Source organism: Synechococcus sp. CCAP 1479/9 (assembly GCF_019038535.1).
Taxonomy (GTDB): Bacteria; Cyanobacteriota; Cyanobacteriia; order PCC-6307; family Cyanobiaceae; genus Cyanobium.
In genome coordinates, this window is the sequence record NZ_JAFKRK010000008.1 from 112,059 (window position 1) to 133,749 (window position 21,691).

The following is a 21,691-nucleotide window of genomic DNA, read 5'->3' on the forward strand; positions in this document are numbered from 1 at the left end:
GTTGCATACAACGGTGGAGAACGGTGCTCTCTCTCCCCCCTTGGCCCTCCGCCGGCACAGACTCCCGCGCTTCTGGCTGGCCATCACCCTGGGTTCGGTCGCCGCCGCCGTCGGCCTGGGCTACTGGTGGGAGCGCCAGCTGCCCGTGCGCCTGGAGCAGGCTTCCGCCACCGGCCGCCTCGACGACTGCCTCCGCTACAGCGAGCAGCTGGCGGCCCTCAGCTGGCTGCCCGGCCGCACCCCCTTCGACCGGGGCCGTTGTCTGCGGGCCAAGGCCGACCAGCTCTGGGGCCAGGAGGACTGGAGCGAGGCCCTGCGGCTGCAGCGCCAGGTGATCAACTCCCGGGCCGGAACCCCCACCGACCGCGAACGGCTGGCGCGCTGGCAGCGCCAGCTGCGCCACCTGGCCCAGACCCGGTTCCAGGCCGGCGATCTGCAGGGTGCCCTGGCGGCGCTCGCCCCCCTGGGGGAGGAGCGCAACGACGACGGCAGCGCCATGGGCGACGACCTCCAGGCCATCTGGAACCGCAACCGCTCCCAGCTGGAGCGGGCGACGTTGCTGGTGAAGCAGAAGCGCTGGTGGGAGGCCCTCGACAGCCTCAACCGCATCGACCATCCCTGGTGGCGCCAGCAGAGCGAGCCCCTGCGGCAGGAGGTCAAAAAGGGCCTCGACCAGCTCCAGGGCAAGGACCGGGAGCACGACAGCCACGGTTCCCTGCCCCACACGGTGTCCGGGGAGAAGCTGGATGCCCTGGTGCAGCGCCGCATCAGCGCCGGCATGGACGAATGGCAGGCCTTCCAGGAGGCCTGCAAGGAGCTGGGCGGGCGGGTGGTGGAGGCCGGGCCGGAGAGCGCCTGCCAGCGCTGAGCCCCATGACAGGATGGCCGCGCAGAGCGTCCCGGTGGACATGCAGCCAGGTGATCAGGTCAGGGTGTGCCGCAGTGTGGTCGTCTACAACCACCCCCAGCATCGGGGTGAAGCCTTTGATATGGAAGGGCAGCAGGGCGAGGTGTTCAACGTGCTGAACGACTGGAAGGGACGCCCGATCAGTCCGACCCTGCCCGTGGTGGTCGCCTTCGGCAAGTTCCGGGCCCATTTCCGCGAGGACGAGCTCGCCACCGTCTGACAGTCCCCGTCTGAGGCCGCCTCAGTCGCGCAGGAGTCAGTCGCGCAGCAGATAGACCCCCTCCTCGCCATCGATGGCCTGGAGGCAGAGCTGGATCGTTTCGTGGCGCGCGGTGGGCACCACCCGGCCGCAGAAGTCCGGCTGGATCGGCAGTTCCCGGTGGCCCCGGTCCACCATCACCAGCAGCCCCACCCGACGGGGCCGTCCCCAGCCCTGCAGGGCCTCCAGGGCGGCCCGCACCGTGCGGCCGGTGAAGATGACGTCATCGACGAGCACCACCTGGCGCCCGTCCACCGGCACCGGCAGCTGGGTGGCCTCCACCAGGCGGGTGCCCACCCGCTCCAGGTCGTCGCGGTGGAAGGTGGGGTCGAGGCTGCCATGGGCGATCGGATGGCCGCAGATCCCCTCCAGCCGACCGGCCAGCACCCGTGCCAGGGCCACACCACGGGTGGGGATGCCCAGCAGCACGAGGTCCCGGCTGTCGGCCACGGCCTCCAGCACCTGGGAGGCGAGCCTGTCGAGGGTGCGCCCCAGATCCTGGGCGGAGAGCAGTTCCAGCCGGTCGGAGGGGCCCGTTCCGGCCTGAGTTCTGGCCACAAAGCGTATGGCGTGTAACCAAAGCCTGACGCATCCGCGCCGGAAGAAGGTGATATCTGGGGAGGGCTGTAGGTTGGCGTGGCGTTGAAACGTGCAGATTTTCTCGCTGGTGAAAGCAGCTCCCTCCCAGAAGCAGTCCGCCAGCGGCAACGGCGAACGCGTCTCCTGCGAGACGGCTGCTCCCCTCGCCCCCATGGTTCTGGCGATCCTCGATGGCTGGGGATACAGCCCGGAGACCGACCACAACGCCGTGCGGAAGGCCGACACACCGGTGATGGACGCCCTGTGGCACGCCTATCCCCACACCCTGATCGAAGCCAGCGGCGCCGCCGTGGGCCTGCCCGATCACCAGATGGGCAATTCCGAGGTCGGGCACCTCACCATCGGCTCCGGCCGGATCATCCGCCAGGAGCTGGTGCGGATCGGCCAGGCGGTGCGCAGCGGCTCGATCGCTGACAACCAGGCCCTCAACGACCTGGGTGACACCCTGCTGGCCAGCGGCCGTCCCCTGCACCTGATCGGGCTCTGCTCCGACGGCGGCGTCCACAGCCATGTCGACCACCTCGGCGGCCTGCTGCGCTGGGCCGCCGGCCGCGGTCTCACCGACGTCCTGATCCATGTGATCACCGATGGCCGCGACTCCGCCCCCCATGGGGGGCCGGGTTTCCTGGCCCGGATCCAGGCCATGATCGATGAGGCGGGCGTCGGCCGTATCGCCACCCTCTGCGGCCGCTACTGGGCCATGGACCGCGACCAGCGCTGGGAGCGCACCCAGAAGGCCTACCGCCTGCTGACCGAACCGTCCGAGATCTGCCCCTTCACTCCGGAGGAGGTGCTGCAGGGCTCCTATGCCGCCGGGATCACCGATGAATTCCTCGAGCCGGTGCGCCTCAGCGAGGGGCTGCTGGAGAGCGGCGACGGCCTGGTCTGCTTCAATTTCCGCCCCGACCGGGTGCGCCAGATCATCCGCGCCCTGGTCCTGCCGGAGTTCGATGGCTTCCCGCGGGAGTGGCTTGGCCCCCTCCATGTGGTCACCTTCACCCAGTACGAGCAGGGCCTGCCCGTGCGGGTGGCCTTCCCGCCCGAATCCCTCGATGGCCTCCTGGGCCAGGTGGTCTCCGAGCACGGCCTGCGCCAGTTCCGCACCGCCGAAACCGAGAAGTACCCGCACGTCACGTACTTCATGAACGGCGGCATTGAGCAGGCCTTCCCTGGCGAAGACCGCCACCTGGTGCCCTCCCCCCGTGTGGCCACCTACGACCAGGCGCCGGCGATGTCGGCGGAGAAGCTCACCGACAGTTGCATCGCCGCCATCGGCAAGGGGATCTACTCCCTGGTGGTGATCAACTACGCCAACCCCGACATGGTGGGCCATACCGGCCAGATGGAGGCCGCCACCGAAGCCATCGCCATGGTCGACCGCTGCGTGGGCCGGCTGGTGGAGGCCACCACCCGCATGGGCGGCAGCCTGCTGATCACCGCCGACCATGGCAACGCCGAGGTGATGCAGGGCCCCGATGGCCTCCCCTGGACCGCCCACACCACCAATCCCGTGCCGGTGATCCTGGTGGAGGGCGAGAAGCGCAAGCTGCCGGGCCATGGCAACGACGTCACCCTGCGGGAGCACGGCGGCCTGGCCGACATCGCCCCGACCCTGCTGGAGATCCTGGGTCTGCCCAAGCCCGCCCGCATGACCGGCACCTCCCTGGTGGTCCCCGCCTCCGTCCCCGCCGCCCGCATCCCCCAGACCCTCGGCGCCTGAGGCTCCGGGTCTGCGGCGGCTAGGCTGACCCGATGGTCAAGAACATCGTCTCTTCACTCTGGATGCTCAGCGGTGCGCTGCTGATCGTGAGCGTGCTGCTCCACAGCCCCAAGGGGGATGGCATGGGGGGCCTGGCCTCCAGCGGCGGCTCGATGTTCAGCAGCGCCCGCAGCGCCGAGAACACCCTCAACCGCATCACCTGGACCCTGCTCTCCCTGTTCCTGGGGCTGGCCGTGGTGCTGAGCGCCGGCTGGCTGGGCTGAACCCGATGGACCGCCGCAACTTTCTCTCCAGCCTGCTGGCCCGGCTGGGGGCGCCCCTGGCGGGGCTGCTGCCCTTCCTGCCGGCCGGCCCGGCCCTGGCGGCCGCCAAGGCCACCGATCCGGCCTGGCAGCTGAGCCCGGCGGAATGGAAGAAACGCCTCAGTCCGGCGGCCTATGCGGTGCTGCGTGATGAGGGCACCGAGCGGCCCTTCAGTAGCCCGCTCAACAAGGAGAAGCGCAGCGGCACCTATGTGTGTGCCGGCTGCCGCCTGCCCCTGTTCTCCTCGAAGGCCAAGTTCGACTCCGGCACGGGCTGGCCCAGCTTCTGGCAACCCCTGCCCAACGCTGTGGTCACCAAAACCGACTTCAAGCTGATCCTGCCCCGCACCGAATACCACTGCCGCCGCTGCGGCGGCCACCAGGGCCATGTCTTCGACGACGGCCCCAAGCCCACCGGCAAGCGCTACTGCAACAACGGCGTGGCCCTGGCCTTCGTGCCGGGCGGCTGAGCCGCCTGCACCGCCGCAGCAGGCGGCACGGTGAGTGGATCGTGCCCCAGTTGCGCGCTGATGCGCTCCCGGGCCAGCTGGCGGTACTCGAAGAAGTGTTCGCCGGCGGCGCAGAGACCCAGATAAAGGGCCAGCAGGCGGGGTTGTTGCCGTGCCATCTCCCACAGTTGCCGCCAGAACGGGCCGCGCAGTTCCGGCCGCCGCAGGCCCTGCTTCCAGACCAGCAGGGCCAGCAGCCGCACCGCCCGGACCGGCGGGACGTGCATCTGCTGGGAGCAGTGGGGATTGGGGGTGATGGCGAGACAGTGGCGCAGGCAGCGCTCCAGATAGGTGGCGGGCTCGTACATCCGCCAGAGGGCCTGCACGTACTCCCGGCCGATGTCCCGGGCCGGGCGGGAGGGGACGAAGTTCATCAGGGTGTTCTGGTCGCCGCAGAGAACATCGGCCTCCTGCAGCAGTCGTCCCTCCTGCTCCAGCCGGGTCCAGAGTGCCGTGTTGGGCAGGGCCTGGAGAATCCCCAGCATCGGCTGGGGAATGGCCGTCTCGGCGACGAACGCCTCGATACGCTCTCCAGCTCCTGATTGCTCCCCGTCGAAACCGAGGATGAACCCGGCGTAGATCACCAGTCCCGCCGCGCTGATCGTCCGGCAGGCTTCGGCGAGGGGGTGGCGCGTGTTCTGCTGCTTGCGGGTGAGCTCCAGGCTGTCTTGGTCGGGTGTCTCGATGCCCAGGAAGACCCCGAAGAAGCCGGCCCGGGCCATCAGATCGAGCAGCTCGGGCTGCTCGGCCAGATTCACCGAGGCTTCGGTGAGGAAGTTGAAGGGGTAGCGATGCTCCCGCATCCAGGGAATCAGATCGTTCAACAGACGTTTGACGTTGTGCTGATTGCCGATGAAGTTGTCATCCACCATGAAGATGGATCCCCGCCATCCCAGGTCGTAGAGGGTCTGCAGTTCCCCCAGCAGCTGGTGGTTCTCCTTGGTGCGCGGTTTGCGGCCGTAGAGGTTGATGATGTCGCAGAACTCGCAGTTGAAGGGACAGCCGCGGGAGAACTGCACCGCCATCATCAGGTAGGCATCGCGTTGCAGCAGGTCGTAGCGGGGCCTGGGGCTGAGGCTGACATCCGGCTTTTCGCTGGACCGGAACATCCCGCAGGTTTCTCCGCGCTCGAGGGCCGCCAGGAAGGCGGGAACCGTGAGTTCGCCCTCATCCAGGATCAGGTAGTGGGCGCCGGATTCCAGCGCATGCCCCGGCAGGGAGGTGGGATAGGGGCCTCCGACGGCCACTTTTTTACCCATCGCCAGCGCCTTGCGGATCAGCTGGTGAAAATCCTCCCGTTGCACGAGCATCGCCGAGAGGATGACGAGGTCGCACCAGTGCCAGTCGTCTTCGGGCTCCTCGGCCACGTTCCTGTCGTGGAAGCGGAGGTTCCACCCCGGCGGCAGCAGGGAGGCCACCGTGAGGATGCCCAACGGCGGGATGAAGGCCTTCACGCCGGCCATCTCCAGGAACCGGTCGAACGACCAGAAGGTTCTCGGGAAGTGGGGATAGAGGAGAAGGGCGTTCATCACATCTGCAGCACGATGGCCATGGCCCGGCCGCGGGTGCCGGTCCGATCCCTCCCATCGAACGTAGGCAGCCGGAGAAGAATCACGTTGCCGCCACATATGTCTTACGTCCGCTCACCGGCCGGTCGCTGGAGCGGAAGCGGCGATTTCCTGCCGTCCTGGCTGATTCAGATCTGCGCCGTGATTGCAGCCGTTCTACGGCGGATTCCCGGCACCCCGGTCGCCCATCATCGCTGGGACGGACACGACGCCAAAAAAAAGCGCCCCCGCAGGGGCGCTTGGTGCTGAAGGCGAAGGACCGGAGATCCGACGCTGACCGCGGATGCGATCAGTAGTCGAAGTCGCCACCCATGCCGCCACCGCCACCGGCGGGAGCAGCTTCCTTCTTCTCGGGCATGTCGGCCACGATGCACTCGGTGGTGAGCACCATGCCGGCGATCGAGGCGGCGTTCTGCAGGCCGGAGCGGGTCACCTTGGCGGGATCGACGATGCCGGCGGCCAGCATGTCGACGTACTCGCCGGTGGCGGCGTTGTAGCCCTCGTTGAAGGGCTTGTTGCGCACGTGCTCGGCGACGACGGCGCCGTTGACGCCGGCGTTCTCAGCGATCCGCTTGAGCGGGGCGGTGAGGGAGGAGGCCACGATGGTGGCGCCGATCAGCTCCTCGCCGGAGAGATTGGCGGCCGCCCACTCCTCGAGGGCCGGGGCCAGGTGGGCCAGGGTGGTGCCACCGCCGGGGACGATGCCTTCCTCAACGGCCGCCTTGGTGGCGTTGATGGCATCTTCCAGGCGCAGCTTCTTGTCCTTCATCTCGGTTTCGGTGGCAGCGCCCACCTTCACCACGGCCACACCGCCGCTCAGCTTGGCCAGACGCTCCTGCAGCTTCTCCTTGTCATAGGAGGAGTCGGTTTCGTCCATCTGCTTGCGGATCTGCTCGCAGCGGGCCTTGACCGCCGCCTCGTTGCCTTCGGCGACGATGGTGGTGGTGTCCTTGTTGATGGTGATGCGGCGGGCGGTGCCCAGCATCTCCAGCTTGGTGTTCTCCAGCTTGAGGCCGGCGTCCTCGGTGATCAGCTGACCGTTGGTGAGAACGGCGATGTCCTCGAGCATGGCCTTGCGGCGGTCACCGAAGCCGGGAGCCTTGACGGCGGCGACGTTCAGGACGCCACGCAGACGGTTCACCACCAGGGTGGCGAGGGCTTCCTTCTCGATGTCCTCGGCGATGATCAGCAGGGGCTTGCCGGTGCGGGCGATCTGCTCGAGCACGGGCACCAGGTCCTGGACCAGGCCGATCTTCTTGTCGGTGAGGAGGATGTAGGGCTCGTCGAGCACCGCTTCCATCCGCTCGGTGTCGGTGGCGAAGTAGGGCGAGATGTAGCCCTTGTCGAAGCGCATGCCTTCGGTGACCTCCAGTTCGGTGGTCATCGACTTGCCTTCCTCGAGGGAGATGACCCCCTCCTTGCCCACCTTGTCCATGGCGTCCGCGATCATGCGGCCCACCTCTTCGTCGTTGCCGGCGGAGATGGTGCCCACCTGGGCGATGGCGTTGGAGTCGGAGATCGGCTTGGCGTGCTCCTCGATCTTGCCGACGAGGAACTCGGTGGCCTTGTCGATGCCCTTCTTGAGGGTGATGGCGTTGGCGCCGGCGGCCACGTTGCGCAGACCCGCCTTGACCATGGCGTGGGCCAGGACGGTGGCGGTGGTGGTGCCGTCACCGGCGGCGTCGTTGGTTTTGCTGGCGGCCTGACGGATCAGGGCCACACCGGTGTTCTCGATGTGATCCTCCAGTTCGATCTCCTTGGCGATCGTCACGCCGTCGTTGATGATCTGGGGAGCGCCGAATTTCTTCTCCAGCACCACGTTGCGGCCCTTGGGGCCGAGGGTGACGGCAACGGCCTCGGCAAGGATGTCGATGCCGCGTTCGAGCGCCCGGCGGGCTTGCTCGTTATAGATAATGCGTTTGGCCATGGAAGAAAAGAGATTGCTTGGTTGAAGGTGATGCAGACGGAAACGCCGTCAGATCAGTTGACGACGGCCAGAATGTCCTTCTCGGACAGGAGCACGTACTCGTCGGTGCCGAGCTTGATGTCGGTGCCGGCGTACTTGCTGTAGAGCACCTTGTCGCCGACGCCCACTTCAGGGGCTTGGCGGGAGCCGTCGTCGTTGCGCTTGCCGGGGCCGATCTGGACCACTTCGCCCACCTGGGGCTTTTCCTTGGCGGTGTCGGGCAGAAGGATGCCACCGGCGGTTTTCTCCTCCGATTCGGACACCTTGATGAAGACGCGATCTCCGAGGGGTTTGACCGTGGAGACGCTGAGAGAAACGGCAGCCATGAATTGACGCGATGGATGGACGCGAAGGCAGCGACGGAAGACGACCGGGGCCGGCGCGTCGCTGGGACGGGGCGAGTTAGCACTCGCGCCCTTCGACTGCCAACCTAGGTGGCGCCTTCGCTGCGACGCCATCCCCGGGCTGTGCGGGTGACCGAACCCCGGGCCGCCAGGCACCCTGCAGTGGTAAGGTTGCGCGGCTTCAGACGGGTGGTTGGATCCCGCTGGCACCCCTCCTTCCCTCCTTACCTATGGCTGCTGCCGCTCCCGCCGTCCCTGGTACCAAAGGCACCGTGCGCCAGGTGATCGGCCCGGTCCTCGACGTTGAATTCCCTGCGGGCAAGCTGCCCAAGATCTTCAACGCCCTTCGGATCGAAGGCAAGAATTCGGCCGGCCAGCAGGTGGCCCTCACCGCCGAAGTGCAGCAGCTGCTGGGCGACCACCGGGTCCGCGCCGTGGCCATGAGCAGCACCGACGGCCTGGTGCGCGGCATGAGCGCCCTCGACACCGGCGCCCCCATCTCCGTGCCCGTGGGTGAGGCCACCCTGGGCCGCATCTTCAACGTGCTGGGTGAGCCCGTTGACGAGCAGGGTCCGGTCTCCACGACCATGACCGCCCCGATCCACCGCCAGGCTCCCAAGCTCACCGAGCTCGAGACCAAGCCCCGCGTCTTCGAGACCGGCATCAAGGTGATCGACCTTCTGGCCCCCTACCGCCAGGGCGGCAAGGTGGGTCTGTTCGGTGGCGCCGGCGTCGGCAAGACCGTGCTGATCCAGGAGCTGATCAACAACATCGCCAAGGAGCACGGCGGCGTCTCCGTGTTCGGCGGCGTGGGTGAGCGCACCCGCGAGGGCAACGACCTCTACGAAGAGTTCAAGGAGTCGGGCGTGATCAACGCCGGCGACCTCTCCAAGTCGAAGGTGGCGCTCTGCTACGGCCAGATGAACGAGCCCCCCGGCGCCCGGATGCGGGTGGGTCTGTCGGCCCTCACCATGGCCGAGCACTTCCGCGACGTGAACAAGCAGGACGTGCTGCTGTTCATCGACAACATCTTCCGCTTCGTGCAGGCCGGCTCTGAAGTGAGCGCCCTGCTGGGCCGCATGCCCTCGGCCGTGGGCTACCAGCCCACCCTCGGCACCGACGTGGGTGAGCTGCAGGAGCGCATCACCTCCACCCTGGAGGGTTCGATCACCTCGATCCAGGCCGTCTACGTCCCCGCCGACGACCTCACCGACCCGGCGCCCGCCACCACCTTCGCCCACCTCGACGCCACCACCGTGCTGAGCCGCGGTCTGGCCTCCAAGGGCATCTACCCGGCGGTGGATCCCCTCGATTCCACCAGCACCATGCTCCAGCCCGCCGTCGTGGGCGACGAGCACTACCGCACCGCCCGGGCCGTGCAGTCCACCCTGCAGCGCTACAAGGAACTGCAGGACATCATCGCGATTCTGGGTCTGGACGAACTCTCCGAGGACGACCGCCGCACGGTGGATCGGGCCCGCAAGATCGAGAAGTTCCTCTCCCAGCCGTTCTTCGTGGCCGAGATCTTCACCGGCCAGTCCGGTGAATACGTGAAGCTTGAGGACACCATCAAGGGCTTCAACATGATCCTCGCCGGCGAACTCGACGATCTGCCGGAAGCCGCCTTCTACCTGGTGGGCAACATCGACCAGGTGAGGGCGAAGGCCGCCAAGATCCTCGCCGCAGCCAAGTCCTGATCCGGGAAACCCCATGACCCTCACCCTGCGCGTCCTCGCCCCCGATCAGAGCGTCTTCGACGGCACCGCCGACGAAGTGATCCTGCCCGGCACCACCGGCCAGCTCGGCATCCTCACCGGCCACGTCTCCATGCTCACCGCCCTCGACAGCGGCGTGCTGCGGGTCCGGGAAGGCGCCAACTGGCAGTCGATCGCCCTGATGGGGGGCTTCGCCGAGGTGGTGGCCAATGAGGTCACCGTGCTCGTCAACGGTGCCGAGCTGGGCAGCAGCATCAACGCCGCCGCCGCCCAGAACGATTTCGAAGCGGCCAAGCAGGCCGCCGCGGCGCTGGAAGGCTCCGACCCCAGCCCCGAGAAGGTGAAGGCCCAGCAGGCCCTCGCCCGCGCCCGCGCCCGTCTCCAGGCCAGCACGGGCGCCTGATCGCGCCCCTGCGGACCGGGACGCCGCGGCCATGGGCAAGGGTCGGGAGCTGGGTCTGCAGCTGCGGGAGTGGATCGCCACCGGTACCGTCAGCCTGGACAATCCCCAGGTCCTCGCCAACCGCCTGATCGACGCCCTCGGGGCGGAGGAGAATCTGCGCGGGCCTGTCCGGGACCTGGCCTCCCAGCCCCTGCTGCAGCGGGTGCTGCAGCTCCAGGGTGGGCCGCAGCGCAGCGCCATCGCGGCCCTCAGCAGCCATCTGGCCGGGATCTATGCCCCGGCTGTGCTGGCCGAACTGCTCGACCTGCTCGAGGCCAGCTCCGGTGTGGCCTCCTCCAGGCCCGGCTCCGATGCGCTGGCTTCCGGCTCCCCTGTCACTGCCCCGACCACACCGCTGGGCTGGCTGGAGACCCTGCGGCCCCTCGGCCCGGGGCTGGCCCTGGCCGCCGCCTCGGCCCCGGTGCTGTTCTGGGCCGGTGGGGAGCTGGAGACGTGGTTCTTCGATCCCTGGGGCTGGAGCAGCGGCCTCGTGCTGGTGCTGGCCCTGGCCCTGCTCCAGGCCCTGGCCCTCGGCCCCCTGAAGCCCCTGCGTCGCCGCTGGCCCCTGACCCTCGAGGCGAGCGCTGACCCCCACCGCGCCTGGTGCTGGATCACCGCCCCCTGGATCCATGCCGCCAACGGCGAGGCCCTGCTCAACCTGGGGATCCTGGTGATCGTGCTGGGCCGTTCGCCGCTGCCCCTCTCCTCCCTGCTGCTGCGCTACGCGCTCGTCGCCCTGGCCACCACGGCGCCGGCGGTGCTGGTGGCCCGCCGGGCCCGGGTGCTGCGGCAGTGGGACGGCGCCTCCGGCCCCATCGCCGGCCTCATCGCCCTGGCCTGCACCCTCAGCCTCCTGCACTGGAAGGTCCACCCCTTCCCGGTCGGTGAGGTCGACTTCCCGGCCTGGGTGCTGCTGGTGGTGTACGGGGCACTGCAGCTCGGCTGGCAGCTGCCCCGCCGGGATCCCCAGGACACCAGCACCCCCCTGGCCCGGCTCCTCAGCAGCCCCTGGTGCTGGGGCACCGTGGCCGGCGTCGCCTGGGCCCTGGTGACCCGCGCCCAGGAACTGGGCAGGAGCCTGGGCTGGCTGGGCTGACGCCGGGTCCGTGCCCGTTCAGCCCGCCAGGGCGCGCATGTACTGCCCCCAGAGCTCGGCCACCAGGGCGCCGGAGGCGGCTTCGGCGGGGCGGTTGTCATCGTTGCCCATCCAGATGCCGGTGAGGATGCGGCTGGAGGGGGAGTAGCCCACGAACAGCACATCGACCCCGTTGTCGGTGGTGCCGGTCTTGCCGCGGGCATCGGCCACCACCCCGGCGGCGCGGCCGGTGCCGCCGCTCACCACCCCCCGTAGCAGGGCATCCATCTCGGCGGCCACCGCCGGTTCAAGCAGCTGCTGGGGGCGCTCGCCGATCGGTGTGGTGACGCCGGCGGCGGGACAGGTGGCCAGGGAGCGCACCGAGCCGCAGATGCCCAGGTCGTAGATGCGCGTCACGCCGTGCAGGGGCACCGAGCGGCCGCCGTTGGCCACCACGGCATAGGCCCGGGCGAGTTCGTAGAGGAAGGTCTCCTTGCCGCCCAGCACCATCGAGAAGCTCTCCTCCATCGGCGTGCTGATGCCCAGCTGGCGGGCCTTGGCCACCACCTTGTTCAGGCCGGCCTGCTGGGCCAGTCGCAGGGCCACCACGTTCTCGGAGCTGGCGAAGCCCGCCGCCACGCTGGTGCTGCCCCCCCCGTCCCGGCAGCCGGCCACGTAGGCCAGGGGGGCGCAGGAGACGGCATCGCCGGGTTTCGCCCCCGCCTCCAGGGCCGCCAGGAAGGCGAACAGCTTGAAGGTGGATCCGGGCTGACGCAGGGCCTGCACCCGATCGAAGCTCGAACGGCTGTAGTCGCCGCCGCCGACGTAGGCAAGGATCGCGCCGGTGGCGTAGTCGATCGAGATCATCGCGCCCTGGGTGAGCCCCGCCCGGCCCCCCGGCCCCTCGAGGAACGCCTTCAGCTGCTTCTGGGCGATGGCCTGCAGGCGCGGATCGATGCTGCTGATCACGGCGTAATTGCCCCGGGCCTCCGCACTGCTGAGGTCGAGGGCGAAGCGGCGCCCCTCCAGCTCGCCGATCACGTAGTCGCTGAAGAAGGGGTAGCTGGAATAGGTGGATTCGCGGCAGGCGGAGGGGTCGATGTTGAGCGGTCGGCGGCGGGCGTCGATCAGCGCCTGGTCGGAGAGATAGCCCTCGGCGTGCATCCGTCCCAGTACCAGGTCGCGGCGCTCCCGGCCCCAGGTGGGGTTCTCCCGGTTGCAGGGGCTGTAGCTGTTGGGGCTGGGCAGCAGGCCCACCAGGAATGCCGACTCCGCCACGTCCAGGGCGCTGGCCGATTTGCGGAAGTACAGCTGGGCCGCCTGCTCGAAGCCCTCCGCCCCCAGGCCCAGGTAGGCCCGGTCGAGGTACATCTTGAGGATGCGGTTCTTGCTGAAGCCCGCCTCCAGCTGCCAGGCCACCCACAGCTCCCGCAGCTTGCGGGCCACCGACACGTCGGTGCCCACGGCCGGGTAGACCATGCGGGCCACCTGCTGGGTGAGGCCGCTGCCGCCGCCGGTGCCCTGCACCAGGGAGCGCAGGGTGCCGAACAGGTCGATGCCGCTGTTCCAGCCGAAGCGCGAATCCTCGGAAGCGATCAGGGCCTGGCGCAGGTGCAGGGGGTAGTCGGCCAGGGTCGGCAGGGCCGTCGAGGAGCCCTCGGCCGCATCGATCTGGCGGCCGTCGGTGGAGAACACCTTCACCGGTCCGCTCACCGAGCGGATCGAGGAGCCGCCGGCAACGGTGGTGGCCAGCAGCAGGCCCCCCAGGGCCACGCCCGAGCCCACCAGGGCACCGATGGCGCCCCAGTGCACCAGTTGCCCCAGGGGGCTGCGGGGATGGCGGTACACCAGGGTGGGCGCCTCCCCCTTGAGCGGGGAGCCGAGCTGGAGCCGGTCCCCGTCCCGCAGGCGGAGGGCGCGGATGCGGCGATCGCGGTGGAACAGGCCGTTGGCGGAGCCGAAGTCCTCGCCCACGTAATCCCGATCACCGGGCCGTTCCTGCTCCACGATCGCGTGCACCCGGCTGACGCCGGTGGCGTCGGCCTGCAGCTCGCAGAGGGGATCCCGGCCGATCCGGTAGCGGCCCCCCTCCAGCGCCAGCCGACGGCGGTACTGGCCGCCGATCCAGAGCTCCAGCCAGGCGCCGTGGTGCCTCAGCCCCCCGAGGGCCGCCGTCAGGTCCCGGCGTCGCCCGCCCGCCGTTGGGGCGGTCAGGGCCCGCCAGAGGCCGGCCCAGCCGGCGGCTCCGGCCGGAGCCCCGGGGGATGCGGTGGCGGGTGCGGCGTCAACAGAGGTGGCAGGTGCGGCGCTGGGTGCGGTGCTGGGTGAAGTGCTGTCGCCCGGCGACGCCTGCTCCGTCGTCCCCACCATCGCCGGCCCGTCCGCCTTGCTCCCATACGCTACCCGCAGCGATCGGAGCGGCCGGCCAGGTGGAGCAACGCCGGGATCCATGGGCACCCTTCCGCATCTGGACCGCCCTGACCATCGGGGTGTACGCAGTGCGGGCCAGCTTCGCCGCCACCTGGGTGGGGGCGATCCCTGGCTGGGTGCTGCTGCTCCTGCTGCTGGTGGCCCTGCTGCTGGCCAGTTGGGCGCTGCTGTTCCCCGGGCGGGTCGTCCCCTGGCGGGAGGGGGAACCGGTGGGCTGGTGGGGCCGGTTCCTGGCCGATCGCCGGCTCGGCCGCCGCGGCGGTGCGGTGGACGATCCCTGATGGGCGCCCTTCCCCGCCTGGTGCTGCGTGACGATCCCGGCCGGAGCGTGCCGCTGGATCCCCGCACGGCCCTCTCCATCGGTCGGGATCCGGCCAGCGGCCTCTGCCTGGCCGAGGCCCGGGGCGTCTCCCGCCACCATGCCCTGGTGCGGGTGTCGCGCACCCGGCCGGGCCAGTGGCTGCTCTGCGACCTGGGCAGTGCCAACGGCACCTATCTCGAGGGGGCCCGACTCAAAGACTGCCGCCCCCTTTCCGACGGCGACGAGATCCGCCTGGGCCTGAACGGGCCGGTGCTCCAGTTCCGCGCCGGCTCCCCCAGCGCCCCCCCCGCGGCCCCTGCCGCTGCCACCCGCGGGCGGCCGGCGCCGGTGCCGACGGCGGTGGCCGGACGGCTCGATTTCGCCGGCCGTTCCCTGCCCCTTGATCGGATCCGCTCGGCCTACGTGCGCAGCCGCCGGCGCCATCCCCAGGCCTTCAGCTGGTGGCTGCTGCTCTGCCTGGGCGGGCTGCTGCTGCTCCCCTTTCCCTGGCTGTTCTGGCCGCTGCAGGTGGGGGCGCTGGCGGGCTGGATCGTGCTGGGCTCCCGCTGGGAGCATCTGCTGGAGGTGACGCTCCAGGACGGCCTGGCCTACCGGCACCGCTTCGACAGCCTGGCGACGGCCCTGGCCCACCGCAACGGCATCCGCCGGGCGATGGCGGCGGCGGCCCCGGCCGGGAGGCGGCCATGAACTGGATCCTGCCCGAGGGCGCCAGCCTCGGCTTCGAGGGGCTGGCCGCACCGCTGAGGATCGTCCGCGGCCTCGGGGGCGGCACCCAGGGCCAGGTGTACGAGGTGGAACTGGAGGGGGAGCGGCTGGCCCTGAAGTGGTACCTGCCGGCCTGCATCGCCCGCGACTCCGGCCTGGAGCGACGCCTGGCGGCCAGCATCCGGGCCACCGCACCGAACGACGCCTTCCTCTGGCCGATCGCCCTGCTGCGGGCCAGCCCCGCCAGCCGCCCCCTGATCCGCATCCGCGAGGAGAGCTTCGGCTATCTGATGCCCCTGCGTCCCGCCGCCTACGTGGGGGCCAGCGAGCATGCCGCCGGCCGGCTGGCGATCGGCCTGCGCCAGGTGCTGCGGGCCTGCTTCGGCCTGGCCGACGCTTTCCACGCCCTGCACCTGGCGGGCCTCTGTTACAAGGACGTCTCCCTGGGCAACCTCTTCCTGGAGCCCGGCGGCGGCGGCATCCTCATCTGCGACAACGACAACGTCGCGGTGGACGGGGCCGACCACGGCGCCGTGCTGGGCACCCCGGGCTTCATGGCCCCCGAGGTCCTGCTGGGGCAGGCCCGGCCCGGGGCCGACAGCGATCTCTTTTCCCTGGCGGTGCTGCTGTTCCGCCTGCTCACCCGCCACGATCCCCTCAAGGGCCAGATGGAGCTGGCCATCCGCTGCCTCGACGAGCCGGCCCGCCGGCGCCTCTGTGGCGAGGACCCGGTGTTCATCTTCGATCCGGTGGACGCCCGCAACCGGCCCGACCCGATCGAGCACGCGGCCGCCCTGATCACCTGGCCCATCTACCCCCGCCCCCTCCAGGCCCTGTTCGAGCAGACCTTCTGCCGCGGCATGAAGCAGCCCTCGCGCCGGGCCCTCACCGGCCAGTGGAAGCAGGAGCTGGCCCGCACCCTCGATCAACGCCGACTCTGCCCCGCCTGCGGCCAGGAGAACTTCCAGGCCGCCGGCGCACCGGCGCTGTGCTGGAGCTGCGGCAGCCCCCTGCCGGAGCCGATCACCCTGGCCCTGCCCCGGGGTTCGGTGCTGGCCGCCCCGGACAACGAGCTGCACCCCCACCACTTCGATGCCCTGGTCGGGGAGGATCTGCGCCGGCCGCTCGCCCGGGTGGTGGCCCATCCCCAGGACCCCCGTCGCCTGGGGCTGTGCAATCTCTCGGCCTCCGCCTGGAGCGCCGAGGCCGCCGATGGCCGCAGCTGGCCGGTGGGGCCTGGCGAGAGCTGTAGCCTCGCGGCACTCACTCGGATCCTCACCCCGGCAGGTCCGATCGCCGTGCAGCGCCCCATCCCGCCAGCCCCCGCCGCCTGAGAGATGCCGTTTCCCGACGTCAAGCTGGCCAACCGGCCGCTCCATTTCCTCTACCTCTGCGACTGCTCCGGCTCCATGGCCGCCTCGGGCAAGATGCAGGCCCTCAACCAGGCCATCCGCCAGTCGCTGCCGGGCATGGCGGCGGTCGCCCGGGACAACCCGGAGGCCCGGGTGCTGGTGCGGGCCGTGAGTTTCGCCGACCGTGCCGCCTGGCACATCGAGACCCCCACGCCGGTCGATCAGCTGGAGTGGCGCGATCTGCAGGCCGGAGGCATCACGGCGATGGGGGCCGCCCTGCAGCTGGTGGCGGCGGCACTCCAGACCCCGCCGATGGAGGTGCGCGCCCTGCCCCCGGTGCTGGTGCTGATCTCCGACGGCCAGCCCACCGATGACTTCGCCGGCGGCCTCGAGGCCCTGCTGCGGGTGCCCTGGGCCCAGAAGGCGGTGCGCCTGGCCATCGCCCTCGGCCACGACGCCGACCTGGAGGTGCTGCAGCGCTTCATCGGCAGCGAGCCGGCAACGGCGGGCCGTTCCCCCCGCCGACCGCTGCAGGCGGGTAATGCCACCTCCCTGGCCCAGTACATCCAGTGGGCCTCCACGGCGGTGGTGGGGGCCGCCTCGATGCCCGCCAGCCGGGTGAGCGAAACGCCCCTGGAGCCCGCGGCGGGCAACATCCCCCTGCCGGATCTGCCCCCCACCGTGCTCGATCCCACCGACGACGTCGGTCCCGTGGTGTGGTGAACCGCTGGGTGGCGCCGATCGGTGCCAGCCGGACCGGGGCCGCCCACCGCCGCGCCGGCCGGCCCTGCCAGGACGCCGTGCTCTGCCGTGAGCTGCGGGGCCTCGGGGGCCAGCCGGTGATGGTGATGGCGGTGGCCGACGGCCACGGCGGCCGCCGTTACCGGCGCAGCGAGGTGGGCAGTCGCCTGGCCTGCGAAACGGCCCTGGCCGCGGTGCAGGGCGCCCTGGCCACCAGGCCCCTGGACGGGGAGGAGGGCTGGCGCCGCTGGCTGGAGCGGGACCTGCCGGAGGCGATCCAGGCCGGCTGGCTGGAGGCGGTGGCGGCCCACTGGCAGAGCGATCCGGGGGAGGGCGGCTTCGAGGCCCTGCTCTACGGCAGCACCCTGGGCCTGGTGGTGATGACCCCCCGCTGGTGGGGCCACACCGGCCTGGGCGACTGGGATCTGGTGCGGGTGGAGGCGGACGGCCAGGCCCGGCTGCTGGAGGAGGAGAACGAGCCCACCGCCCTCGGGGAGGCCACCTGCAGCCTCTGCCAGCCCCGGGCCGCCTCCCTGTTCGCCCGCCGGGCTGGCCTGCATCCGCTCGATGGCGGGGCCGGTGACTTCGCCCTGCTGCTCTGCACCGACGGCATCCGCAAGTCCTGTGCCACCGACGGCGACTTCCTCACCCTGGCGGCCTGGCTGGCCCGCGGCGACGGCGAGGCGGACCCGGAGGCGGCCGGCACCCTGTCGGCGGCGCTGGACCGGATCAGCCGCGAGGGCAGCGGCGACGACGTGACCGTGGCGGTTGGTCGTCTCTGGAGCCCGGGCGGCGGGCTGCCACCTCCCCCGCCCCAGCCGCCGCCGCCCGTCGAACCGGCCCCACTCGTCGCTGCCCCGACGGCTCCCCAGGCGCCCTGCTCGCCGATGCCCGAGCCACCCCCTCCCCGGCGGCGACGGCCGGCGATCGGCCGGGCGGTGGCCATCGGCCTGGCCCTGGCCGGCGCCGGGGGGAGCTGGCTGGCCTGGCACTGGCCCCGCCTCCCGACAGCTCTGCCGGCGGTGCCCAGCTCCCCGGGGCTGCGGGCTGCCCGCCTCGCGGTGGAACGGCTCTGCGGCCAGCCGGCCACCATTCCTCTGGAGCTGCGCCGCCGCCGCGAGCTGTTCGTCGCCCTGCGCCAGGGCCGGCAGGATCCCGCCCCGCTGAAGGCCGCGGCCGCCGCCGATCCCCTCGCCGCCCTGATTGCCGCCGATCTCCCGGCGGTCGATCACCGCGACGGGACACTCCCGGCGGCCCAACCTGCTGCCGCCAGACCCCACCGCCCCTTGCGGACACTGGGTGCCTGCCCCGCCCTGCTGGAGGCCCTCGACCGGCAATGGGCCGTCACCCCGTCCGCCCCTACCCCCTGACCCCCATGGCCCTGCGTCTGCTGCTCGACTGCGCCGACCCCCTGGAGTGGGAGCGCTGGCTGCCCAGCGGCCTTTTCCAGGGCATCACCACCAACCCGACCCTGCTGCGGCGGGCCGGCCAGCCCTGCCGCCTCGATCACCTGGCGCAGCTGAGCGCCCGCGCCGCGGCCCTCGGCTGCCGGGAGATCCATCTGCAGACCTGGGGCGGGAATGCCGAGCAGCAGCTGGCGAACGGCCGGGCCCTGGCCGCCCTCGATCCCCAGCGGGTGTTCGTGAAGGTGCCGATCACCCGCCAGGGTGCCGCGGTGGCGCGCGACCTGATCGCCGAGGGCGTCCCGGTCACCTTCACGGCCTGCTACGAGGTGGCCCAAGTGCTGGTGGCCGCTGCCCTCGGGGCCGATGGCATCGCCGCCTACCTGGGGCGGATCAGCGATCTGGGCCGGGATGGCCACGGCGAACTGATCGCCATGCAGCGGGCCCTGGAGGGGGTGGGATCCGGCACGCGGCTGCTGGTGGCCAGCCTGCGCCAGCCGCAGGATCTGGCCCGGCTGGCCGCCGCCGGTCTGGCGCACCACACGATCAGCCCGGCGATCGCCTCCAGCCTTTTCGGCAGCCCGGAGACGGCCGCGGCCGCCGAGGGCTTCGAGCGAGACGCTGCCGGGACCTGAGGCCCGGGGATCAGGCGGTCCCGCAGAAGGTGACGTCGGGGAACTTGAGCTTGGCTTCCTCGAGGGATTTGCCGCGCCCTTCCTCCTGCCAGTAGTTGATCACCTCGGTGGCCTTGTTGAGGATCTCGACCCGCTCGTTGTCGGTGATCCAGCTCTTGGCCTCGAGCTCGCCCTTGAGGGTTTCCCAGGCGTCTTCCCGGGGCCAGAAGAAGTAGGCGGTGAGGGGGCTGGGCCCGCCGCCGACGATCTGATCCACCGCCAGGGCGACGTTGTCGGGGAGCCAGAGGATCTTCACCAGGAAGCGGCCCTCATCGGCCTTGGGGGTGTAGCCCGAAGGAACCCCGTCCTCGTCGATGGTGGCGGTGGCCAGGGCGGCACTGCCGCCGCGCAGCACCGGACGCCCTTCGGTCGTGTCGGCTGCGATGGCCGCCGGGATGGCGCTCAGGGCAGCGGCCTCGGCACTCTCAGGGGCTGTCACGGTTTCGGCGCTCAAGGAGAAACGGCAATTGCCTAACCTACCAGCCGATTCGCAGCAACCCCACTGGCCGCCTCCGCCGCCCCCCGCGCCGTCCTCCTCTTCGATATCGACGGCGTGATCAGGGATGTGGCGGGCAGCTACCGGCGCGCCATCGTCGAGACCGTCCGCCATTTCAGCGGCTGGGCCCCGGAGAGCGCCGTGATCGACGCCCTCAAGGGGGAGGGCTGCTGGAACAACGACTGGCAGGCCTCGATGGAGCTGCTGCGTCGCCACGGCACCGATCCCCTGCCCGCCTGGGAGCGCCTGGTGGCGGTGTTCAGCGACCACTACTTCGGCGGCGATCCGGAGGGGGACCCCGCCCTCTGGCGCGGCTTCATCGGCAGCGAGCCCCTGCTGGTGGACGGCCCCTTCTTCGCTGCCCTCAGCGACCGGGGGATCGCCTGGGGCTTCGTCAGCGGCGCCGAGCCCCCCTCCGCCCGCTTCGTGCTGGAGCAGCGGCTGGAGCTGGTGGCGCCGCCCCTGGTGGCCATGGGCCAGGCCCCCGACAAGCCCGACCCCACCGGCCTGCTGGCCCTGGCGGCCACCCTGGCCCGTGGGCCCCTTGGGGCCGGGGCCCCGCCCGTGGCCTACCTGGGCGACACCGTGGCCGACGTGGAGACGGTGCGCCGGGCCCGCGCCCGGGTGCCCGGCCAGCGCTTCGAGGCCCTGGCCGTGGCGCCGCCCCACCTGCAGCAGGCCGGCCGGGAGGCCGAGCGGCAGCGCTACGAGGCCCAGTTGCGCCAGGCGGGGGCCGACCGCCTCCTGGGTTCCACCCGCCAGGTGCTGGAGCTGTTCAGCGTTCCATCGCCGCCGGAGCCTTGAGGGCGGCGGCGGTGAGCACCTCGTGGCCGTGGTCGGTGACGGCCACGTCATCCTCGATGCGGATGCCGATCCCCTTCCAGCGCTCCTCGATGGCGGGCTGGCCCTCGGGCACCGCCAGCCGGTCGCTGATGTAGAGGCCGGGTTCCACCGTAAGCACCATGCCAGCCTCGAGAGCCACGTGGTGCTCGCCGAGCCGGTAGGCGCCCACGTCGTGGACATCGAGCCCCAGCCAGTGGCCGGTGCGGTGCATGTAGAGATGGCGGTAGGCCCCCTGCTCGATCAGCCCGTCCACCGCGCCGTTCAGCAGGCCCAGCTCCACCAGCCCCTCCACCAGCACCCGCACGGCGGTGTCGTGGACCGCTTCGGCGGTCTGGCCCGGGGCCACCGCCGCCACCGCCGCCTCCTGGGCGGCCAGCACCAGCTCGTAGAGGGCCCGCTGCTCACCGCTGAAGCGCCCATTGACCGGGAAGGTGCGGGTGATATCGCCGTTGTAGTAATCGCCGAGGCTGCAGCCGGCATCGATCAGCAGCAGGTCGCCGTCCCGCAGCCGGTCGGCGTTGGCGGTGTAGTGCAGAACGCAGGCGTTGTCGCCCCCGGCCACGATGGATCCGTAGGCAGGCCCGCGCGCTCCCTGCTCCAGAAAGTGCTGCTCGATCACGGCCTGCACCTGCCGTTCGCTGAGGCCGGGCCGGGCCACCTGCCGGGCCAGTTCATGGGCCTCGGCGGAGATGCGGGCGGCCTCCCGCAGCCGGGCCAGTTCCTCGGGTTCCTTGCGCAGCCGCAGCTCGTGGAGCAGGGGGCAGGGGGCCACCAGTCCGAGGGCGGCCTTGCCGCTGCGGGGGGCCCGATCCAGCTGGCGCCCCCAGGCGGCCAGCACCAGGGGCTCCACCAGGGGATGGCGGCCCACCCGGAAGGCGATCCCCTCGGCACCATCGAGGTACTCCGGCAGCCGCTCGGCCAGCTCGCTGCGGGGATGGGCCACATCGGCGCCGAACGTGCTGACGGCCCCGTCGCAGCCCCAGCGGAAGCCGTTCCAGACCTCGGCCCCCGGATCCTTCGCCTCGACGAACAGCACGAAGGGGGTCTCGGGCCGGTGGGGCAGGAACAGGGCCACGGCACCGGGCTCGTCGAAGCCGGTGAGGTACCAGAAATCGCTGTTCTGGCGGAAGCTGTGCTCCACGTCGGCGTGGTGGGTCACCAGCGCCGCCCCCGGGATCACCGCGGCCGCGCCGCCCAGCTGCTGCAGAAACCGCTGGCGACGGCGGGCCAGCAGGGCGAGGTCGATCGGGGGGGTCGGGGGCATCGAAGCGAAGGGGTGGACAGCGAGAAGATGGCACAGCCGATTAAATACACGTGA

General features: G+C 71.0%; 22 protein-coding genes. 15 read left to right on the forward strand and 7 right to left on the reverse strand.

Translation table 11 applies throughout. The annotated features are described in order from the left end of the window. The first annotated feature begins 40 nt into the window (after positions 1-40). Both KUG38_RS03480 and KUG38_RS03485 read left to right on the forward strand, forming a co-directional pair. Entirely contained in the window at positions 41-868 is an 828-nt protein-coding gene (locus KUG38_RS03480; protein WP_216919057.1) for a hypothetical protein, read from the forward strand. Positions 869-908: 40 nt separating this feature from the next. Continuing rightward, complete coding sequence (locus KUG38_RS03485; protein ID WP_106220503.1) at positions 909-1,127, forward strand: ferredoxin-thioredoxin reductase variable chain; 219 nt, start codon at positions 909-911, stop codon at positions 1,125-1,127. Between the two features lie 36 nt (positions 1,128-1,163). Here KUG38_RS03485 and pyrR read toward each other — a convergent pair whose 3' ends face one another. Beyond that, positions 1,164-1,724: a bifunctional pyr operon transcriptional regulator/uracil phosphoribosyltransferase PyrR gene (gene pyrR, locus KUG38_RS03490; protein ID WP_216919058.1), complete on the reverse strand. Its 561-nt coding sequence runs from the start codon at positions 1,722-1,724 to the stop codon at positions 1,164-1,166. A gap of 193 nt (positions 1,725-1,917) precedes the next feature. Between pyrR and gpmI the strand changes: the two genes are divergently transcribed. The 3 genes from gpmI to msrB are packed head-to-tail and all read left to right on the forward strand — an operon-like array spanning position 1,918 to position 4,258. Continuing rightward, entirely contained in the window at positions 1,918-3,486 is a 1,569-nt protein-coding gene (gpmI, locus tag KUG38_RS03495) for a 2,3-bisphosphoglycerate-independent phosphoglycerate mutase (protein ID WP_216919278.1), read from the forward strand. Positions 3,487-3,518: 32 nt separating this feature from the next. Continuing rightward, positions 3,519-3,749, forward strand: a complete 231-nt coding sequence (gene secG / locus KUG38_RS03500) for a preprotein translocase subunit SecG (RefSeq protein WP_015110663.1) — start codon at positions 3,519-3,521, stop codon at positions 3,747-3,749. Between the two features lie 5 nt (positions 3,750-3,754). Then, entirely contained in the window at positions 3,755-4,258 is a 504-nt protein-coding gene (gene msrB, locus KUG38_RS03505; RefSeq protein WP_216919059.1) for a peptide-methionine (R)-S-oxide reductase MsrB, read from the forward strand. Here msrB and KUG38_RS03510 read toward each other — a convergent pair. The 3 genes from KUG38_RS03510 to groES all read right to left on the reverse strand — a co-directional run bounded on the left by KUG38_RS03510 (position 4,213) and on the right by groES (position 8,157). Next, positions 4,213-5,826, reverse strand: coding sequence for a B12-binding domain-containing radical SAM protein (locus KUG38_RS03510; RefSeq protein WP_216919060.1), 1,614 nt, complete (start codon positions 5,824-5,826; stop codon positions 4,213-4,215). The genes msrB and KUG38_RS03510 overlap by 46 nt on opposite strands. Positions 5,827-6,154: 328 nt before the next feature. Further along, a complete protein-coding gene (gene groL, locus KUG38_RS03515; RefSeq protein WP_094585628.1) occupies positions 6,155-7,792 on the reverse strand; it encodes a chaperonin GroEL in 1,638 nt (545 codons plus the stop codon). 53 nt (positions 7,793-7,845) lie between these two features. Then, positions 7,846-8,157 carry a co-chaperone GroES gene (gene groES / locus KUG38_RS03520; protein ID WP_015110667.1) on the reverse strand — a complete coding sequence of 104 codons (312 nt, stop codon included), beginning with the start codon at positions 8,155-8,157 and terminating at the stop codon, positions 7,846-7,848. Between the two features lie 248 nt (positions 8,158-8,405). Here groES and atpD point away from each other — a divergent pair, with 248 nt between their 5' ends. Genes atpD through KUG38_RS03535 form a run of 3 tightly spaced genes read left to right on the forward strand, consistent with a single transcriptional unit; the run spans position 8,406 to position 11,428 of the window. After that, positions 8,406-9,872, forward strand: coding sequence for a F0F1 ATP synthase subunit beta (gene atpD / locus KUG38_RS03525; protein WP_094585629.1), 1,467 nt, complete (start codon positions 8,406-8,408; stop codon positions 9,870-9,872). 13 nt (positions 9,873-9,885) lie between these two features. Continuing rightward, the gene (atpC, locus tag KUG38_RS03530) at positions 9,886-10,293 is read left to right on the forward strand and encodes an ATP synthase F1 subunit epsilon (protein ID WP_216919061.1); all 408 of its coding nucleotides are present in this window, start codon (positions 9,886-9,888) and stop codon (positions 10,291-10,293) included. A gap of 31 nt (positions 10,294-10,324) precedes the next feature. Continuing rightward, entirely contained in the window at positions 10,325-11,428 is a 1,104-nt protein-coding gene (locus tag KUG38_RS03535; protein WP_216919062.1) for a rhomboid family intramembrane serine protease, read from the forward strand. 18 nt (positions 11,429-11,446) lie between these two features. Here KUG38_RS03535 and KUG38_RS03540 read toward each other — a convergent pair whose 3' ends face one another. Beyond that, entirely contained in the window at positions 11,447-13,777 is a 2,331-nt protein-coding gene (locus tag KUG38_RS03540; RefSeq protein WP_216919064.1) for a transglycosylase domain-containing protein, read from the reverse strand. A 59-nt stretch (positions 13,778-13,836) separates the two neighbouring features. Between KUG38_RS03540 and KUG38_RS03545 the strand changes: the two genes are divergently transcribed. The 6 genes from KUG38_RS03545 to KUG38_RS03570 are packed head-to-tail and all read left to right on the forward strand — an operon-like array spanning position 13,837 to position 18,995. Next, on the forward strand, positions 13,837-14,118 hold the full coding sequence (locus KUG38_RS03545; RefSeq protein ID WP_216919066.1) for a hypothetical protein: 282 nt from the start codon (positions 13,837-13,839) through the stop codon (positions 14,116-14,118). Further along, entirely contained in the window at positions 14,118-14,846 is a 729-nt protein-coding gene (locus tag KUG38_RS03550; RefSeq protein ID WP_216919068.1) for an FHA domain-containing protein, read from the forward strand. The genes KUG38_RS03545 and KUG38_RS03550 overlap by 1 nt, the downstream gene beginning before the upstream one ends. Then, positions 14,843-16,198, forward strand: coding sequence for a protein kinase domain-containing protein (locus tag KUG38_RS03555; protein WP_216919069.1), 1,356 nt, complete (start codon positions 14,843-14,845; stop codon positions 16,196-16,198). The genes KUG38_RS03550 and KUG38_RS03555 overlap by 4 nt, the downstream gene beginning before the upstream one ends. A 3-nt stretch (positions 16,199-16,201) precedes the next feature. Next, on the forward strand, positions 16,202-16,939 hold the full coding sequence (locus KUG38_RS03560) for a vWA domain-containing protein (protein ID WP_216919071.1): 738 nt from the start codon (positions 16,202-16,204) through the stop codon (positions 16,937-16,939). 8 nt (positions 16,940-16,947) lie between these two features. Continuing rightward, positions 16,948-18,327 carry a protein phosphatase 2C domain-containing protein gene (locus tag KUG38_RS03565; protein WP_216919073.1) on the forward strand — a complete coding sequence of 460 codons (1,380 nt, stop codon included), beginning with the start codon at positions 16,948-16,950 and terminating at the stop codon, positions 18,325-18,327. 5 nt (positions 18,328-18,332) lie between these two features. Further along, entirely contained in the window at positions 18,333-18,995 is a 663-nt protein-coding gene (locus tag KUG38_RS03570) for a transaldolase family protein (protein ID WP_216919075.1), read from the forward strand. A 10-nt stretch (positions 18,996-19,005) separates the two neighbouring features. Here KUG38_RS03570 and KUG38_RS03575 read toward each other — a convergent pair whose 3' ends face one another. Then, positions 19,006-19,488: a 30S ribosomal protein PSRP-3 gene (locus tag KUG38_RS03575; RefSeq protein ID WP_094585638.1), complete on the reverse strand. Its 483-nt coding sequence runs from the start codon at positions 19,486-19,488 to the stop codon at positions 19,006-19,008. Between the two features lie 48 nt (positions 19,489-19,536). Here KUG38_RS03575 and KUG38_RS03580 point away from each other — a divergent pair, with 48 nt between their 5' ends. Beyond that, on the forward strand, positions 19,537-20,334 hold the full coding sequence (locus KUG38_RS03580) for a TIGR01548 family HAD-type hydrolase (RefSeq protein WP_216919280.1): 798 nt from the start codon (positions 19,537-19,539) through the stop codon (positions 20,332-20,334). Here the strand turns inward: KUG38_RS03580 and KUG38_RS03585 are convergent. Next, complete coding sequence (locus KUG38_RS03585; protein ID WP_216919077.1) at positions 20,306-21,637, reverse strand: aminopeptidase P N-terminal domain-containing protein; 1,332 nt, start codon at positions 21,635-21,637, stop codon at positions 20,306-20,308. The two genes, KUG38_RS03580 and KUG38_RS03585, sit on opposite strands and share 29 nt — an antisense overlap. Positions 21,638-21,691: the final 54 nt, after the last annotated feature.

Bases quoted from the DNA above. Each gene is read 5' to 3' on its own strand.
- KUG38_RS03510 (WP_216919060.1), bottom strand. From the start codon at position 5,826: ATGAACGCCCTTCTCCTCTATCCCCACTTCCCGAGAACCTTCTGGTCG.
- KUG38_RS03555 (WP_216919069.1), top strand. From the start codon at position 14,843: ATGAACTGGATCCTGCCCGAGGGCGCCAGCCTCGGCTTCGAGGGGCTG.
- groL (WP_094585628.1), bottom strand. From the start codon at position 7,792: ATGGCCAAACGCATTATCTATAACGAGCAAGCCCGCCGGGCGCTCGAA.
- KUG38_RS03560 (WP_216919071.1), top strand. From the start codon at position 16,202: ATGCCGTTTCCCGACGTCAAGCTGGCCAACCGGCCGCTCCATTTCCTC.
- KUG38_RS03550 (WP_216919068.1), top strand. From the start codon at position 14,118: ATGGGCGCCCTTCCCCGCCTGGTGCTGCGTGACGATCCCGGCCGGAGC.
- secG (WP_015110663.1), top strand. From the start codon at position 3,519: ATGGTCAAGAACATCGTCTCTTCACTCTGGATGCTCAGCGGTGCGCTG.
- KUG38_RS03535 (WP_216919062.1), top strand. From the start codon at position 10,325: ATGGGCAAGGGTCGGGAGCTGGGTCTGCAGCTGCGGGAGTGGATCGCC.
- KUG38_RS03485 (WP_106220503.1), top strand. From the start codon at position 909: ATGCAGCCAGGTGATCAGGTCAGGGTGTGCCGCAGTGTGGTCGTCTAC.
- atpD (WP_094585629.1), top strand. From the start codon at position 8,406: ATGGCTGCTGCCGCTCCCGCCGTCCCTGGTACCAAAGGCACCGTGCGC.
- msrB (WP_216919059.1), top strand. From the start codon at position 3,755: ATGGACCGCCGCAACTTTCTCTCCAGCCTGCTGGCCCGGCTGGGGGCG.
- KUG38_RS03540 (WP_216919064.1), bottom strand. From the start codon at position 13,777: ATGGTGGGGACGACGGAGCAGGCGTCGCCGGGCGACAGCACTTCACCC.
- atpC (WP_216919061.1), top strand. From the start codon at position 9,886: ATGACCCTCACCCTGCGCGTCCTCGCCCCCGATCAGAGCGTCTTCGAC.
- gpmI (WP_216919278.1), top strand. From the start codon at position 1,918: ATGGTTCTGGCGATCCTCGATGGCTGGGGATACAGCCCGGAGACCGAC.
- KUG38_RS03585 (WP_216919077.1), bottom strand. From the start codon at position 21,637: ATGCCCCCGACCCCCCCGATCGACCTCGCCCTGCTGGCCCGCCGTCGC.
- KUG38_RS03570 (WP_216919075.1), top strand. From the start codon at position 18,333: ATGGCCCTGCGTCTGCTGCTCGACTGCGCCGACCCCCTGGAGTGGGAG.
- groES (WP_015110667.1), bottom strand. From the start codon at position 8,157: ATGGCTGCCGTTTCTCTCAGCGTCTCCACGGTCAAACCCCTCGGAGAT.